The sequence below is a fragment of the Catellatospora vulcania genome, assembly GCF_009720385.1.
Classification (GTDB): Bacteria; Actinomycetota; Actinomycetes; order Mycobacteriales; family Micromonosporaceae; genus Catellatospora; species Catellatospora vulcania.
In genome coordinates this window covers 265065-281745 of sequence record NZ_WARX01000006.1, presented here as the reverse complement: position 1 = coordinate 281745, position 16681 = coordinate 265065, and the positions used below count along the sequence as shown (strand labels likewise).

General features: G+C 72.6%; 13 protein-coding genes. 3 read left to right on the top strand and 10 right to left on the bottom strand.

Annotated features, from left to right (window positions below; translation table 11 throughout):
• Positions 1–339: 339 nt before the first annotated feature.
• On the top strand, positions 340–2448 hold the full coding sequence (locus F6W97_RS27090) for an acyltransferase family protein (RefSeq protein ID WP_196279346.1): 2109 nt from the start codon (positions 340–342) through the stop codon (positions 2446–2448).
• A gap of 202 nt (positions 2449–2650) precedes the next feature.
• Here F6W97_RS27090 and F6W97_RS27085 read toward each other — a convergent pair whose 3' ends face one another.
• The 8 genes from F6W97_RS27085 to F6W97_RS40240 all read right to left on the bottom strand — a co-directional run bounded on the left by F6W97_RS27085 (position 2651) and on the right by F6W97_RS40240 (position 10578).
• Positions 2651–4060, bottom strand: coding sequence for an acyl-CoA carboxylase subunit beta (locus F6W97_RS27085; RefSeq protein ID WP_155373335.1), 1410 nt, complete (start codon positions 4058–4060; stop codon positions 2651–2653).
• Positions 4061–4167: 107 nt separating this feature from the next.
• Complete coding sequence (gene fabF, locus F6W97_RS27080; RefSeq protein ID WP_155373334.1) at positions 4168–5394, bottom strand: beta-ketoacyl-ACP synthase II; 1227 nt, start codon at positions 5392–5394, stop codon at positions 4168–4170.
• 16 nt (positions 5395–5410) lie between these two features.
• Entirely contained in the window at positions 5411–5653 is a 243-nt protein-coding gene (locus tag F6W97_RS27075; protein WP_120316303.1) for an acyl carrier protein, read from the bottom strand.
• Positions 5654–5711: 58 nt separating this feature from the next.
• Positions 5712–6656: a beta-ketoacyl-ACP synthase III gene (locus tag F6W97_RS27070; protein ID WP_155373333.1), complete on the bottom strand. Its 945-nt coding sequence runs from the start codon at positions 6654–6656 to the stop codon at positions 5712–5714.
• Entirely contained in the window at positions 6653–7609 is a 957-nt protein-coding gene (locus F6W97_RS27065) for an ACP S-malonyltransferase (RefSeq protein WP_155373332.1), read from the bottom strand. Before F6W97_RS27065 ends, F6W97_RS27070 begins: the two co-directional genes overlap by 4 nt.
• 118 nt (positions 7610–7727) lie before the next feature.
• A complete protein-coding gene (locus F6W97_RS27060; RefSeq protein ID WP_155373331.1) occupies positions 7728–8927 on the bottom strand; it encodes a PucR family transcriptional regulator in 1200 nt (399 codons plus the stop codon).
• Positions 8928–9081: 154 nt separating this feature from the next.
• Positions 9082–9897, bottom strand: a complete 816-nt coding sequence (locus F6W97_RS27055; RefSeq protein ID WP_155373330.1) for an LppM family (lipo)protein — start codon at positions 9895–9897, stop codon at positions 9082–9084.
• Positions 9898–9954: 57 nt separating this feature from the next.
• A complete protein-coding gene (locus tag F6W97_RS40240; protein ID WP_196279345.1) occupies positions 9955–10578 on the bottom strand; it encodes a hypothetical protein in 624 nt (207 codons plus the stop codon).
• A gap of 264 nt (positions 10579–10842) precedes the next feature.
• Here F6W97_RS40240 and F6W97_RS40235 point away from each other — a divergent pair, with 264 nt between their 5' ends.
• A complete protein-coding gene (locus tag F6W97_RS40235) occupies positions 10843–11448 on the top strand; it encodes a copper resistance CopC family protein (protein WP_196279344.1) in 606 nt (201 codons plus the stop codon).
• A 58-nt stretch (positions 11449–11506) separates the two neighbouring features.
• Here the strand turns inward: F6W97_RS40235 and gltX are convergent, their stop codons facing one another.
• Both gltX and F6W97_RS27040 read right to left on the bottom strand, forming a co-directional pair.
• Positions 11507–12934, bottom strand: a complete 1428-nt coding sequence (gltX, locus tag F6W97_RS27045; protein ID WP_269059713.1) for a glutamate--tRNA ligase — start codon at positions 12932–12934, stop codon at positions 11507–11509.
• Positions 12935–13047: 113 nt separating this feature from the next.
• A complete protein-coding gene (locus tag F6W97_RS27040) occupies positions 13048–14754 on the bottom strand; it encodes a glycosyltransferase family 39 protein (protein WP_155373327.1) in 1707 nt (568 codons plus the stop codon).
• 98 nt (positions 14755–14852) lie between these two features.
• Between F6W97_RS27040 and F6W97_RS27035 the strand changes: the two genes are divergently transcribed.
• Positions 14853–16526, top strand: a complete 1674-nt coding sequence (locus F6W97_RS27035) for a stealth family protein (RefSeq protein ID WP_155373326.1) — start codon at positions 14853–14855, stop codon at positions 16524–16526.
• Positions 16527–16681 lie beyond the last annotated feature (155 nt).

The following is a 16681-nucleotide window of genomic DNA, read 5'->3' as shown; positions in this document are numbered from 1 at the left end:
CCCCAACTCGCGTGCCCCGCCCGCGGCAACGCCGTGACGGCAGGACCAGCCGGGGGGATTAGTCCGCCGAACGGTGAATGAGCACGTGAGGTGCCGTAGGGCATGGCCCGGTCGGCCGGAGTGTCAAAGTTGCGCTGACCTCGGTTTTCCTACCCCGGGAATGAACGTCGCGCCGCCGCCTCCGCGCGGCCGGGAGCGGCTGCCCGGTCGGCCTACCCGGTTCGGGCGGATCTTCGCCGGGATGCCGCTGCGGGCACATCCGATACGGGCCGTGCCCCGATGCCTCTCGTGAGCCCGCCGACCCCCAGCCGCCGCGCTGGCACGCGAACAGGAATCCGGATGACCGTCACAGACACCCGCGCGCCCGTCCCGTCCGCCGTCCCGCCACCAACGGCCACTCGCAAGCAGGCCCGGTCCGGCTTCCGGCCCGACGTGGAGGGCCTGCGCGCCCTGGCGGTCACCGTCGTGGTGCTGTTCCACGCGGGAGTGGAGGTGCTCAGCGGCGGCTACGTCGGAGTGGACGTCTTCTTCGTCATCTCCGGCTTCCTGATCACCGGACACCTGCTGCGCGAGGTCGACAAGACCGGGACCATCTCGATCGGCTCGTTCTACGCCCGGCGCGCGATCAGGCTGCTGCCCGCGGCCACCTTCGTCACCGCGGTGACCGTCGGCGTCGCCTGGCTGTGGCTGCCGCCGGTGCGCTTCGCCGCCATCGCCGGCGACGCCCTGGCGACGACCTTCTACGGCATGAACTACCGGCTCGCCATCGTGGGCACCGACTACCTGGGGTCGGCGCAGACGCCGTCGCCACTGCAGCACTTCTGGAGCCTCGCCGTCGAGGAGCAGTTCTACTTCGTATGGCCGCTGCTGCTCATCGGGGCCGTGCTGCTGACCCGCCGCCGCCCGCACCGCCGCCACCGGACCGTGCTGGCCCTGTTCTCCGCGATCGTGGTCGTCTCGTTCGGGCTGTCGGTGTGGCAGACCGGCGTGTCCGCGCCGTGGGCGTACTTCGGCATGCAGACCCGGGCCTGGGAGCTGGCCGTCGGCGGCCTGGTCGCGGCGACGGCCGTGCACTGGGAGCGGCTGCCGGGGCAACTCGCGATCATCGGGCGGTGGGTCGGCCTGGCCGGCATCCTGCTGGCCGCGTTCACCTTCACCGAGCAGACCGCCTTCCCCGGGTACGCCGCCGCGCTGCCCGTGCTGGCGACCGCGCTCGTGCTCGGGGCGGGCTGCGCGCGTCCCGACTCCCGGGTGCTGGGCCTGGCCCCGGTGCAGCTCACGGGGCGGCTGTCGTACGGCTGGTACCTGTGGCACTGGCCGGTGCTGGTGGTCGGGCCGTACGTGTTCGGCGAGCTGAGCACCGGCCGCCTGGTGGTGCTGGCCGGGCTGTCGTACCTGCTGGCCGCGACGACGCTGGTCAAGGTCGAGGACCCGGTGCGCTCCGCGCCCCGGCTGCGCCGCCGCCCCTGGCACGGCATCGCGCTCGGCCTGGCCCTGTCGACCTCACTGGCCGCCGTCGCCGTCGCCGCGCCGGTGTACGTGCCACCGCCCAGCTCCGGCTCCGGCCAGGCGCTCGACGTGGCGTCCGCGCTGGCCAACGCCACCGGGGCCGAGCGTGAGCTGATCAACCTGGTCGCGGCGGGCGCGGCGTCGACGACGGTGCCCGCCAACCTCACCCCGTCCGTCGACAAGGCCGAGGTGGACGTGCCCCGGCTCTACCTCGACGGCTGCGACCCGGCGTTCAGCGAGTCCGAGGTGCGCAAACCCTGCATGTACGGCGACACCGACAGCAGCACCACGATGGTGCTGTTCGGCGACTCGCACGCCGGGCACTGGTTCCCGCCACTGGACGCCGTCGCCAAGCAGCGCGGCTGGCGGCTGGCCGTGGTCACCAAATCGGCCTGCTCGGCCGCGAGCACCCTGATCTACATGACCAACCTGAAGCGGCCGTACGAGGAGTGCGTGCGCTGGCGCGACGCCGCGGTGGAGTACATCCGGTCGCTGAACCCGGCCATGGTGGTGATGTCGTCCAACGGCAACGGCGACGCCCTCGACGTCGGCCCCGACCAGGCCACCGGCTGGGCCTCGGCGTGGCGCAAGACCTTCTCCCGGCTCGCGCAGCCCGGCCTGAAGCAGGTGCTGATCAGCGACACCGCCTGGCCCGCCGGGGACGCCCCGGAGTGCGTGTCGAGCCACCTGAGCAAGCTGGACGCCTGCCACCGGCCGACCCAGGCCGCGATCGGCGACGGCCGCCGCCGGGCCCTGGTCGCCGAGGCGGCGGGCCTGGACGGCGTCACCGTCATCGACCCGCTTCCGTGGATGTGCACCGCCGCCAAGTGCCCCGTCGTCATCGGCAACGTCCTGGTCTACAAGGACAACAGCCACCTGACAGCCACCTTCGCCGCCCTGCTCGCCCCCGTCCTCACCGACCGCCTCCCCACCCCCTGACCCACCGCCCCACCGACCCACCCCCACCCGCCGATCCGCCCACCCCCACCCGCCGCAGACCCGGCGGCCCCACCTGGCGCAACTCTTAAAGACTCGCGGCCTCGGGGAAGTCCAGAGGCCGCGACTCTTTAAGAGTTGCGACCGGGGGCGGGCGGGGTCGGGCGGGGCGACCGGGGGCGGGCGAGGGTGTGGCGGGGTGGGGTCAGAGGGGGATGTTGCCGTGGGCGCCGCGGGCGGTGGGGGCGGCGGCGAGGGCGTCGGCGATGCGTTTGCGGGATTCGGCGGGTTTGATGACGTCGTCGACGACGCCGATCTCCAGGGCGCGGTTCACGCCGCCTGCGATGCGGGCCTGGTCCTCGACCAGCCGGAGGCGCAGCGCCTCACGCTCGTCGGCGGGGGCCGCGGCGAGCTTCCTGCGGTGCAGGATGTTCACGGCCGCGCCCGCGCCCATGACGGCGACCTCGGCGTTCGGCCAGGCGAACACGGCACTCGCGCCGAGCGCGCGGGAGTTCATCGCGATGTACGCCCCGCCGTACGCCTTGCGGGTCACCAGGGTCACCCGTGGCACGACCGCCTCGGCGAACGCGTGCAGCAGCTTCGCGCCGCGGCGCACCACGCCGTCCCACTCCTGGCCGAGGCCGGGCAGGTAACCGGGCACGTCCACCAGCACGATCAGGGGCACGCCGAGCGAGTCGCACATGCGCACGAAGCGGGCGGCCTTCTCGGCGGCGGCCGAGTCGAGGCAGCCGCCCAGGCGCAGCGGGTTGTTGGCCACGACGCCGACGGTGCGTCCGGCGAAGCGGCCCAGGACGGTCACCACGTTCGGGGCCCACTTGGCGTGCAGCTCCACGCCGGGCTCGTCGAGCAGCGCCTTGACGACGGGCTTTACGTCGTACGCCCGGTTGGCCTGCTCCGGCATCGACGCGCCGAGGTCCCGGTCGTCGGCGACGTCGGCGGGGGACAGGCGGCCCTGCCGGCCGAGCAGCCGGGCCAGCCTGCGCGCCTCGGCGACGGCGGCGGCGTCGTCCTTGCAGGTGATGTGGACGACGCCGGAGCGGCGGCCGTGCGCGTCGGGGCCGCCCAGGCTCTCCATGTCGACCTGCTCGCCGGTGACGGAGCGGACGACCTCGGGCCCGGTGACGAAGATCCGGCCGGCACTACTCATGATCACGATGTCGGTCAGCGCCGGCCCGTACGCAGCACCGCCGGCCGCAGGGCCGAGCACGACGGAGATCTGCGGCACCCGGCCGGAGGCCCGCACCATCGCCGCGAAGACCTGGCCCACCCCGTCCAGGGCGACGACGCCCTCGGCCAGGCGGGCGCCGCCGGAGTGCCACAGGCCGACGACGGGGATCCGCTCGCGGACCGCGGTGTCGATGACGTCCACGATGTGTTCGCAGCCCTCGGCCCCCAGCGCGCCGCCCATCCGGGTGGCGTCGGTGGCGAACGCGACCGCGGGCATGCCGTCGATCTCGCCGCGCGCGGCAAGCACTCCCGAGTCGTCCGCGCCGTGCAGGGTACGCACCGTGCCCTGGTCGAACAGGGCGCGTAACCGCACCAGCGGGTCGCGATGGTCGACGTCCCCGCCGACCGCTGCCGAGATCGTGGTCATTCGGGTCTCCTTGGGCGGGGCGGGAAAACGAAACGACGCCCAGGCGCCTGGTGGCACCTGGGCGTCGCCTGGCTACGGCCGGGAAGCGATCGGGTCGGCGACCCGGCTCACGGCCGCGTGAACAGCAGGGCCACGTTGTGCCCGCCGAAGCCGAACGAGTTGTTCAGCGCGGCCGCGATCTGGAGGGGGCGGGCCTTGTGCGCCGCCACATCCATGGTCAGGGCGTCGTCGGGGTCGTCGAGGTTGATCGTCGGCGGCACGACGCTGTCGCGGATCGCCAGGATCGTCGCGATCGACTCCAGCGCGCCCGCCGCGCCGAGCAGGTGCCCGGTCATCGACTTGGTCGCCGTCAGCACCGGGTGGTCACCCAGCGCCGACCGCAGCGCCGCGATCTCCGCGATGTCGCCGACCGGGGTCGACGTCGCGTGGGCGTTGACGTGCACGACGTCGGCCTTGGCCAGGTCGGCGTCGCGCAGTGCCTTCGCGATGGCCCGGGCCGCGCCCGTGCCCTCGGGGTGCGGCTGCACGATGTCGTACCCGTCGGAGGTCATGCCCGCGCCGGCGAGACGCGCGTAGATCCGCGCGCCGCGAGCCGCGGCGTGGTCCGCCCGCTCCAGGATCAGGATGCCGGCGCCCTCGCCCAGGACGAAGCCGTCACGGCCCTTGTCCCACGGACGGGAGGCCTTCTCCGGGTCGTCGTTGCGCGTCGACATGGCGCGCATCGAGGCGAAACCGGCGATCGGCAGGGGGTGGATGACGGCCTCGGTGCCACCGGCGATGACGACGTCGGCGCGGCCGGACCGGATCATGTCCAGACCCCAGGCGACCGCTTCCGCGCCGGTGGCGCACGCGCTGGTCGGCGCGTGTACGCCGGCCTGCGCGCCGTACTCCAGGCCGACGAAGGCGGCCGGACCGTTCGGCATCAGCATCGGCACCGTGTGCGGGCTGACCCGCCGTGCGCCGGAGGCTTCCAGGATGTCGTCCTGGGCCAGCAGGGTCTGTGCGCCGCCGATGCCGGAGCCGACAACCACGCCGAGCCGCTCTTTGTCGAGGCCGGCGTCGGCCAGGCCGGCGTCGGCCCACGCCTCGGCGGCGGCGATGAGCGCCACGGCCTCGGAGCGGTCCAGCTTGCGCAGCCGCACGCGGTCGATGACCTCGCTCGGCTCCACCGCCAGCTGGGCGGCGATCTTCACTGTCAGCTGATCGGCCCACTCCTGGGTCAGCTTGCTGACCCCGGAGCGGCCCGCCAGCATCGCGTCCCAGGTCGACGCCACGTCCCCGCCGAGCGGGGTGGTGGCGCCGAGACCGGTGACGACAACGTCAGGCTTGGTCACGTCAAATCTCGCAACTTCAGGAGTTGGCGACGATGAAGGAGACAGCGTCGCCGACGGTCTTCAGGTTCTGGACCTCGTCGTCCGGGATCTTCGCGCCGAACTTCTCCTCGGCGGCCACGACGACCTCGACCATGGAGAGCGAGTCGACGTCGAGGTCCTCGGTGAACGACTTCTCCTCGGAGACGTCGTCGGGGTTCACGCCGGCGACCTCTTCGAGGATCTCGGCCAGGCCGGTGACGACCTCTTCGCGCGTAGCCATGGAACTTGGTTTCCCTTCGGTTGGTGGAACTCAGATGGATTCAAGCCAGGGGTGGGGCTCAGGGGCAGCGGACTACCTGACCGGCGTAGGTCAGGCCGCCGCCGAAACCGACGAGGAGCACCGGCGAGCCGGACTTCACCTCGCCGCGTTCGATCATCTTGGACAGCGCCAGCGGGATGCTCGCGGCCGAGGTGTTGCCCGACTCCACGATGTCGCGGGAGAGCACCGCCGGGTCCACGCCGATCTTGCGGGCCAGCGGCTCGATGATGCGCAGGTTCGCCTGGTGGGGCACGAAGCCGCCCAGGTCGCCCGGGGCGACGCCGGCCTTCTCGCAGGCCGCCAGGGCGACCTGGGGCGCGGTGCCGGTGGCCCAGCGGAAGACCTTCTGGCCCTCCTGCACGATGTAGGGCTGCCAGCCCTCGATGGCGATCGCGTCGCTGGGCTCGCTGCCCCAGACCACGGGGCCGACGCCGGGCTCCTCGCCCTCGGCGGTGCCGGAGAGGACCGCCGCGCCCGCGCCGTCGGCGAAGATCACGCAGGTGCTCCGGTCGGACCAGTCGGTGATCTGCGACAGCTTCTCCGCGCCGATCACCAGCGCGTGCTTGGCGGCTCCCGCGCGGATGGCGTGGTCGGCGTTGGCCAGCGCGTACGAGAAGCCCGAGCAGGCGGTGTTCAGGTCGAACGCGGCCGCGCCGGCGATGCCGAGCTTGTCGGCGACCCGGCAGGCCACGTTCGGGCTGCGGTCGATCGAGGAGCAGGTCGCCACGATCACCAGGTCGATGTCGGCGGCGGTCAGGCCGGACGCGGCCAGCGCCTTCTCCGCGGCGAACCCGGCCATGTCGGCGACGGTCTCGGTGTCGGCGATGCGCCGCTCCTTGATGCCGACGCGGGACTGGATCCACTCGTCGTTGGTGTCGACCATCTGCGCCAGGTCGTCGTTGGTCACGACGCGCGACGGCTGGTAGTGCCCGAACGCGAGGATCTTGCTGCCGTTAGCGCTCATGATTGCTCTCCGATGGCGGCTTGCGGGGTGGGCTCGGCGGAGCTGTGCCGGGCGATGAGGTCCTTCGCGGCGGCCAGATCGTCGGGCGTGTTCAACGTGACGATCTCCGGCGTGCCGGGCTTCAGCTCGCGCTTGACCAGCCCGGCGAGGGTGCCCGCGGGCGGCAGCTCGATCACGGCGGTGACGCCGCGCTCGGCCAGGCTACGCATGCACAGGTCCCACCGCACCGGTGCGGTGACCTGGCGGACCAGCCGGCCCAGCATCTCCTGTCCGTCGGTCACGGCCGCGCCGTCGGCGTTCGACAGCTGCGGGCGCTGGGCGTCGGCAGTTTCGACGGTACTCGCGACGGAGGCCAGCGCGGCCTCGGCCGGAGCCATGAACGGGGTGTGGAACGCGCCCGCGACCGCCAGTTTGATGACCCGGGTGCGGGCCGGCGGGGCGGCGGCGAACTTGTCCAGCGCGTCGAGCGCGCCCGCGATGACGATCTGACCCGCGCCGTTGCGGTTGGCGGCGTAGAGGCCGTGCGCCTCCAGGGCGGCCAGCAGCTCGGCCTCGTCGCCGCCGAGCACGGCGGCCATGCCGGTGGGCTCCAGGGCGCAGGCGGCGGCCATCTCGCGACCGCGTACCCCGGCCAGCGTGATCGCCGCGTCGGGAGTGAGCATCCCGGCCAGCGCCGCCGCGCCGAGCTCGCCGACGCTGTGCCCGGCCACGACCGACACGCCCGCCATCGGCAGCTGGTCGGCGGCCAGCAGGGCGGCGGCGATCAGCAGGGGCTGGGTCTTCGCGGTGTCCTTGATCTCCTCGGCGTCCGCCGCGGTGCCCAGGTGCACCAGGTCGACTCCGGCGAGGTTGGACCACCAGCGCAGACGGTCAGCGGCGCCGTCGAGGTCGAGCCACGGCGTGAGGAATCCTGGTTTCTGGGCACCCTGGCCCGGGGAGAGTACGGCGAGCACGTATTCAACCCTGAGGGATCAACCTCCGGCGCGCCGTTGCCGGGGATGACTAAATCCTCCTACCGAAGTTGTGGGTACCCCACAAAGATCGGCGGACAGTGGCGGAATTATGTCCTGTTCATGTCGGCTTGGTGAGCTGTTCGCCCTGCGTACCGGGCTCAAGGCGGCCCAACGCCAGCGCGATCTTGAGAGTGAACGCGTCACGCGGAGTCAGCGGCCCGAAGCCTGTGACCTCGGCCACTCGACGCAGCCGGTAACGCACCGTGTTCGGGTGAACGAACAGCGCCCGCGCTGTCGCCTCCAGGGCGCCACCGTGGATGAGGAACGCGTCCAGCGTCTCCAGCAGCTCCCCGCTGGTCCGCGCGAGCGCCCCGTACGCCGAGTGGCGCAGGATGCGACGGGCCTCCCCGTCGCCGGCCAGGGCCCGTTCGGGCAGCAGGTCGTCGGCGGCCACCGGCCGGGGCGCGCCGGGCCAGGCGGGGGCGGCGCGGTAGCCGGCCATCGCCGAACGGGCCGACTCGGTGGCCGCCTCCAGCGACGGCACCGCCGGGCCGACCACCACCGGGCCATCGCCGAACGCGGGCAGCAGCCGCTCGGCCACCGACACCGGGTCGGCCGCCCCGCCCATCACCACGACCAGCCGGTCGCCGTGCACGCCGCCGAGCACCTCGACGTCGGCGCGCCGGGCGGCCCGGTGCACGCCGTGCAGCACGATCGCGGCCTCGCCGCCGGGGGAGCGGCCCACCACCACCGCGACCGGCGGCGCGTCGGTCCAGCCGAGCGCGGCCGCGCGGCTGGCCAGCACGTCCGCCGAGTCGCCCCGCAGCAGCGCGTCGACCAGCAGGGCCTGCAGCCGGGCGTCCCACGCGCCGCGCGACTCGGCCGCGCGGGCGTACACCCGGGCGGCGGCGAACGCGACCTCGCGGGAGTAGCGCAGCACCGCCTCGCGCAGCTGCTGCTCCTCACCGGGGGCGGCCAGGTGCGGCACCTGCTCCTCGACGACGTCGATGGTGACCTTGATGAGGGCGACCGTCTGCTGCAGGTTGATGCTGCGCGCCAGCGCCCGCGGCGCCACGTCGAACACCTCGTCGGAGACGGCCTGCGGCCCGCCGCGCGTGCCGGCCCCCGTGCGCAGCCACTGCACCAGCGACTGGACACCGGCCTGGGCCACCAGCATGACCCACGACCGCTGGTCGGCCGGCAGCTCGCGGAACCACGGCAGGGACTCGTCCATGCGCGACACGCTGGCGGTGGCCAGGGCACCGGCGGACCGCTCGATCTGCCGCAGCGTCGCGGCCAGCGGTTCGCCGTCGGTCATGTGCCCCATATTAGGGAGCCTGCGGGCTCCGGCACCCCGGCTCACGCGGCACGCCCCCGTGACCGGCCCGGACCGGCCGCGGGAGCGCTCGCGTGGCGCGCCGTCCCCGGCGCGGGCGACCCGGCTCCGGGGGCGGCGATGCCGGCGCGTGGTGTCACGGCTGCGGGTGTCCGTCCGCCCCGCTGTGCTGCGATGTGGGGTAAGACTGCGTCGCGGGGTGGGTGCCGGCGGGCCCGCCCACGGTCGGCGGGTCGAACGAGGTCGCGTACGGGTCGGCCGGGGCGGCGGCGGGCGTCTTGCGGCGGGTGAGCCAGACCGCCAGGAACACGATGCCGACGATCACGGCGAGGCCAAGGATGCCGCCGACCACCGCGACGACCAGCCACGGGAAGGCGCTGCCCTCCTCGGCCACGGCACGCAGCTCGTTCTTGCCGCCCAGCGCCACGTTCCAGCGCACGGTGTCGCCGTCCACGACCGCCTTGTCGTCGTGCTCGACGACCTTGCCCGGGAAGGTGACCGCGAAGGTGATCTGCAGGCTGCTCAGGAACGGCTTGACCATCTCGGCCTGCGGCCCGAGACCGTTCGCGCCCGTGTCGAGATCGGCCGTGAACAGGTACTTCCCGTTCGCGTGGGTGATCGAAGGGGCGCCCTTCTCACCGGTGTTGAACTCGGTCAGCGGCAGGTCGTCGTAGATGATCTTCTTGCCGTAGTACTTGCCGTCGTCGTAGACCTCGGTGCGGGTGCCCTTCGGCAGATCCGTCAGGCTCTCGCCGGCCGACGCGAACGCCTCCTCGGCGCTCTTGCCGCTCAGCTGCAGCACCGACTTGTCCAGCGCCATGATGACCGTGCCGTCCAGGGTGTCGTCACTGTTGACGGTCATGTTCATGTCGAGCTTCATGCAGCCGGTGAGGCTGAAGGCCGCCAGGGCCAGTACGGCGAGGGTGCGCAGGGGTTTGCGGGCAGGTCGCATCGGGCCAGTATGTGGCACCTGTGCCCCAGCGGGAAGCCGGGGCACCGGGCACTGACGTCAGATGGTGCGGCGGAACGCGTACGCGATGGCGAACACCCCGAGCGCGATGACCACGACGACCGCGCCGTTGAGTCCCACGAAGCGCTGCCAGTCGCCGACCATGGCACGGATGTCCGGCTCGGCGGTCGCCGACTCCACCAGCCCGCCGCCCACGCCGCCGCCCTCGACCGGCGCGGCCGGGCCCAGCAGCACCCCGGCACCGCGCAGCGAGGCGTCCATGCTGAACCGGCCCAGGAACCAGGCCGCGGTGACCTTGCGCTTGTCGGGCTGCGCGGCCGGGCGGAAGACCCGGGGACCGCCGTCGGCCAGCGGGTAGAGGTCGTAGGTCTGCTTGTCCTCGCCGTTGACGGCACTGACCACGACGAACTTCGGGCCGAGCTTGTCCGCGGCCGGGGCCTTGAGCGGGGAGGTCCCGCCGGCCAGCCAGTCGACCTCGCCGGCCATCGCGGTGAACGCGCGCTGGTGCTGATCGGAGCGCAGCACGATGGGCGCGGACAGCATGTCCGCGGTGATGGTGATGCTGCGTACCGTCGGCGACGGGCTGGGCTTGGGCGACGGCGTCGGCGCGCCGAACGCGGGCGCGCCGAGCAGCAGCAGGGCTGCGGCGAACAGTCCAGCCACGACCTTCACTATGGTGCCCCTCACGATGGTGCCCTGCATGGCCCGCCCCGTTTCGCTGCGTCACCTGGTGCCAGTGTGACTGGTGGTACCTCTTCTAGACCCGCGAGAAACCTGTCGGGTTGCTACTCGCATAGTCACGTTTCGGACACGGAAGCAGCGCTGTCCGTTCGGTGGAGCAACACGCGGGATTCGCCGGGAACCGAACAGGCCGGTAACGTCGACCAACTGCGGATTGCGGTGGATCATAACGAGGCGGAGGCGATCGTGGGGGACAGTCGGCGGCGGACCGGGGAGCACCGGGCGGCACGACGTGGCGCGGCGGTGCTCGCCGTCCTGGTGGGACTGGGCGCGCTGCTGCTCGGCGCGACGCCCGCCTGGGCGCACAACGCCCTGGTGGCGGCCTCTCCGGCGAAGAACGCCACATTGAAGGCGGTGCCATCGGCGGTCAAGCTGTCGTTCCTGGCCACGCTGAAGAGCGATGGGACGAAGCTCACGGTCACCGGCCCGGACGCGGCCGCGGCGGCAGGCCCGGTCACCGTGAGCGGCAAGACTGTCTCCGCGCCGTTCACCGGCTCCGCGGGCGGGACCTACACCGTGGCGTACGAGGTGCTGTCAAAGGACGGTCACCTGGTGAAGGGCTCCTACACGTTCACGCTGGCGATCGCCGAGAGCGCCGCGCCGAGCCCGTCCCCGCTGACCGAGTCGGCGCAGGTCAGCCCGTCGGCCAGCCCGGTCGCGGCGAGCACCGCCCCGGTTGCTGGATCGGACACCGGCGATCCGTGGTGGCCCTGGGTCGGCGGGGCGGCCGTGGCCGGCCTGCTGGTCGGCGGGGTCATCAACCTCGTCAAGAAGCGCCGCGCACAGGCCTGATACGCAAACGCACGCCGCCCCCGCCGAGCACGGCAGGGGCGGCGTCTTCGTATCTGGGTCAGGCCGCGGCGGCCTCGAGGCGGCGCAGCGTGCGCTCGCGGCCGAGCACCTCCAGGGACTCGAACAGCGGCAGGCCCACCGAGCGGCCGGTGACCGCGACGCGGACCGGGGCCTGCGCCTTGCCCAGCTTCAGCCCGTGCGCCTCACCGACGGTGACCAGCGTGTTCTTCAGCGACTCGGCGTCCCACGAGGCCAGGTCGCGCAGCGCGGCGATGACGTCGGGCAGGATGCCCGCGTCCTTGGACGCCTTGGCCCAGGACGCCTCGTCGAGCAGGGGCTCGTCGAGGAACAGGAAGTCCACGTAGGACGGCACCTCGGACAGCACCGCGATGCGGGTCTGCACCAGCTCGGCGACCTGCGCGAACACGGCCGGGTCGTAGGCGTCCGGCGACCACGGCGGCGGCGTGGTGCCGTACCCCCGCTCGGCCCGCTCCTCCTCGCTCGGGAACGGCCCGGTCAGCCACGGCGCGCAGATCTCGGTGAACTCCGCCACCGACAGTGCCCGGATGTACTCGCCGTTGAACGAGCGCAGCTTCTTCTCGTCGAAGAACGCGGGGGAGGGGTTGACCTCGTCCAGGCGGAACTCGTCCTCGATCACCGACCAGGGCACGATCTCCCGGTCGCCGCTGGGCGCCCAGCCGAGCAGCATCAGGTAGTTGCGCATGGCGGCGGCGAGGTAGCCCTCGTCGCGGTACATCTCCAGGGCGACCTTGTCGCGGCGCTTGGACAGCTTCTGCCGCTTCTCGTTCACCACGACCGGCACGTGCGCCCACACCGGCGGGGTCTTGCCCAGCGCCTCCCAGAGCAGCTGCTGCTTGGGCGTGTTGGGCAGGTGCTCCTCGGCGCGGATCACGTGGGTGATGCCCATGGTCATGTCGTCGACGACGTTGGCCAGCAGGAACACCGGCGAGCCGTCGCCGCGGGCGATGACGAAGTCCTCCAGCAGCTTGTTCTCGAAGGTCGGCTCGCCGCGGATCAGGTCGACGACCTTGGTGACGCCCTCGTCCGGCGTACGGAAGCGCAGCGCCCGGCCCTCGCCCGCGCTCAGGCCCCGGTCGCGGCAGAAGCCGTCGTAGCCGGAGTACTTGTTGTCGGTGCGGGCCTGCACGTCGTCGCGGGTGCAGTCGCAGTAGTAGGCCTTGCCCGCGTCGAACAGCTGCTGGGCGGCCTTGGTGTGCTCCGCGTGGTAGGACGACTGGAACAGCGGGCCCTCGTAGGTGTCGCGGGCGATGCCGATCCACTCCAGGGCGGAGAGGATGCCCTCGGTCCACTCGGGGCGGTTGCGCGCGGCGTCGGTGTCCTCGATGCGCAACACGAACACCCCGCCCTGCTGCTTGGCGAAGACCGCGTTCTGCAGCGCCGAGCGGGCGCCGCCGACGTGGAACATACCGGTCGGGGAAGGGGCGAATCGCACACGTACCGTCACGACCTCCAGGGTACGGCGCGACCCGGGGGCCTGCGCCACCAGGTTTGCCGGGGGTGTCCCCGGATACGCGAATGGCCCACCCGCCGGGTGGGCCATTCGCGCGACGCTCCCCGCTACGGCTGCGAGGGCGACGGCTGCTCGCGGACCAGCAGGGCCACCGCGACACCCTGGGTGCGCTGGGCGAACACCGTGGTGAACTCGTCGCGCAGCAGCTCGGCGCGGGCCACCGGCATGTCCGCGAACAGGTCCCGGTCGGGCGCGGAGGTCACCAGCCAGATCCGGGCGACGCCCTTGGCGCACTCGGCCGGGTCGGCGCACTCGACGGCCTCGAAACTGCCCCGGTCCTGGCCACGCTCGGCGACGAAGACGTCCTTCGGCCCGTCGAGTCCGCGCAGCTCGAAGGTCATTCCGCGACGGAAGGTCCGCGGGCCGCCGTAGGACTCGCCGCCGTAGGCGATGGCGTCGCCCGGCAGCAGGCGCGGCCGCATGATCTCCGCGGCGGTACGCAGATCCGCCTGGTTGCCGGCGGGCAGCGTGCGCGCCTCGACCTGCCCCGGCAGGCCGACCAGGGCCAGCACCGCGAGCGTGCCCAGCGACACCGCCCAGGCGGGCCCGTCCCCGGCCAGCGCCCGCCGCGGCCGGACCCGGCCCGTCGCGCCCGCGCCGCGCTGCGCCGATCCGCCGACGTCGGAGCCCGCGCCGCCCAGGACCGCCTTCGCGCTGCGCGGGTTCGCGGCGGCCGCGCTACGTGCCGCCGTGGTCGGCGGGACGGGGGACGCGACGCGGGCCGCCGCCGCGCGGGCCGCCGGGGTCAGCGCGGCCACCCGGGCCGACGCCTGGCGCAGCGTGCACGCGGCGAGCAGCACCCAGGCCGGCACCGTGAACAGCAGGTACCGGGAGAGCATCATGTTGATCACGGGGGTGAGCGCGAGCACCGCGGCGGGCGGCAGCAGCGCCCAGGCCAGCAGGAAACGCCGGCGCGGCTCGGCCAGGCGCACCGACAGCAGCGCCAGCGCCAGCACCGCGAGGCCGATCCACAGCGAGCCGAAGATGCTGGTGATGAACTCGCGGACCGACTCCTCGCCGCGGTCGCCGATCCAGCCGATCTGACCGGTCTGCCGCTTGCCCAGCCACAGCAGCGGCAGCACGGGCAGCCCGCCGACCGCGGTGGCGACCAGCCAGTTTCGCAGCGCGACCGAGCGCAGCCCTGCCGCGCCGACCACGGCCACCGCGTACACGGCGAGCATCGTCAGCGCGACCAGGTGCGACCAGCCGATGGCGGCAACCACCAGTGCGTACGGCACCCAGCGCCGCCACTGCTCCGGCTGCTCCAGGGCGCGCAGCAGCGCGAGCGCGCCCGCCACGGTGAACGCCAGCGCGAACGCGTACGGCCGGGCCTCCTCGCCGTAGCGGGACACCGCGGGCAGCAGCGCGAACAGCAGCCCGGCGACCAGCCCGGCGCCGGGGGAGAACAGTTTGCGGCCGAGCGCGCCGATCAGGCCCGCGGCCGCGGCCATGGCCAGTGCCGAGGGCAGTCGCAGGCTGGTCAGGCTGTCCCCGAACAGGGCGACCCACGCCCGGGTGAACAGGTAGAACGGCGCGAACACCGCATCTACCTTGGACAGCAGGAGTTGCAGCTGGTCGGTGGTGAGCGAGGCGGCCCACCAGGTGGCGTACTCGTCGCGCCAGAGCGCGCGCCGGTCGTGTCCGACCAGCACGACGAACAGGGTCACCAGCGCCGGAACCGTGATCGGCAGGCTGCGGGCGAGCCGGGAGCCGAGCGGGGCCGGCTCCAGAGCGTGCGGTTGTGGGCGGGTCAAGCGTTGACCCCCTGACGGCTGAAAACGGCAGTCAACATGAATGTCCTTATTAACCAAATACACAGTCCTATGCGGCTTATACCCTATGTTGGGTTGTTGTGAAGCAGATTGTCAAACGCCTCCTGCCGAGACCGGCACTGCGCGCCGCCGCCTACCGGCTCCCGCTGCGCCAGCGGGTCCGCATCGCCAAGCTGCTCGTCGGTGGACCGTCCCGGACCCGGTCCGCCGGCCCGGCCGCGCCGTCCGGCGGGTCGTCGCCCGCCCATGCGTGGCACGACAATCTGCAGACCGTGGTCGGGCTGCTGGAAGCCGACGGTGTCGACTACTTCTGCGTGCCGCACACCGACCCCCGCCGCAGCGCGGTCGCCGTCGCGGTCGAGCACCGCGCCCAGGTGCTGCGCCTGCTGCGCGGCAGGTCCGGCGGGGACAAGGTCATCCGGACCCTGGACACCGCCGGCCGCCGGGTCAGCCCGCAGCGCTGCGCGATCGTGCAGGTCTACCGGTCCGCCGCGAGCTCGGCGAACCTGCCGCTGACCGAGGACGCGTACGCCTGCGAGATCGAGTTCTGGTCGACCGTGAAGCAGCAGGGCTGGCAGGCCCCGCGCCAGGTCGGGCCGCGCAACCACAAGGTCGGCACCGTCGTCAGCGTCGACAACCCCACGCAGTACGTCGCCGCCGCCCGGCTGTCCGCGTTCGTCCCGCGCGACGCCGAACCCCGCTACCGCAGCCGCGCCGTCTACGCCGAGCCCGGCCCCAACGACGTTCAGTTCCCCATCGACGTCGTCTACACCTGGGTCGACGGCGACGACCCCGCCTGGCGCAGCCGCAAGGCACAGGCGCTGGGGGAGGACGAGGACGACTCGTTCGCCGGTCTGGCCACCAACGCCTCCCGGTTCACCTCACGCGACGAGCTGCTCTACTCGATGCGCTCGCTGCACGCCTTCGCGCCCTGGGTCAACCACATCTACCTGGTGACCGACGACCAGACGCCGTCCTGGCTCGACCCGACCTCGCCGTACGTCACGCTGGTCTCGCACAAGGAGATCTTCGGCGACGTCGGCGTGCTGCCGACCTTCAACTCGCACGCCATCGAGTCGCGGCTGCACAAGGTGTCCGGCCTGTCGGAGCACTTCCTCTACTTCAACGACGACATGATCCTGGGCCGCCCGGTGCTGCCGACCCAGTTCTTCTTCGCCAACGGGGTGGCCAAGTTCTTCCCGTCCAGCTCGCTGGTCGACGTCAACCCGCCCGCGCCCGCCGACGCGCCCGTCGACGTCGCCGCGAAGAACAACCGGCGGCTGCTCCAGACGCGCTTCGGCACCCAGCTCTACCAGAAGATGCGGCACGTGCCGTACCCGCTGCTGCGCGGGGTGCTGGAGGAGATCGAGAACGAACTGCGCGAGGAGTCGCACGCGACCGCCTCGCACCAGTTCCGCGACCGCGGCGACCTGTCGATCCCGTCGTCGCTGGCGCACTACTGGGCGCACAGCACCGGGCGCTCGGTGCCCGGCTCGATCAGCCACGTGTACATCGACCTGGGCCGCCTGGTCGCCCCGATCATGCTGGCCCGGCTGGTGCGGCAGCGCAACGTCGACGTGTTCTGCCTCAACGACACCAACTCGTCCGACGGCGAGATGGACGAGCAGACCGCGATGGTGCGCGACTTCATGGAGGCGTACTTCCCGTTCCGGGCCCCCTGGGAACTCACCGGCCGCATGGACCTCGCCCAGCGCACCGCCGAACCCGCCATCGCGGCGCCGGTATCCGGCTGATCCGTCCCCGCCGGGCCGCGCCCGCTCCGCTCCGCTTTTCATAGACGCCGGCCTATCTGATGGAGAATGATCTACTATTTCTCCATCAGATAGGCCGGCGTCTATTTAGGCCGGGCTGGGCCGGGCGGGGCGGCCGGGCGGGCGCCGCTGAGGGG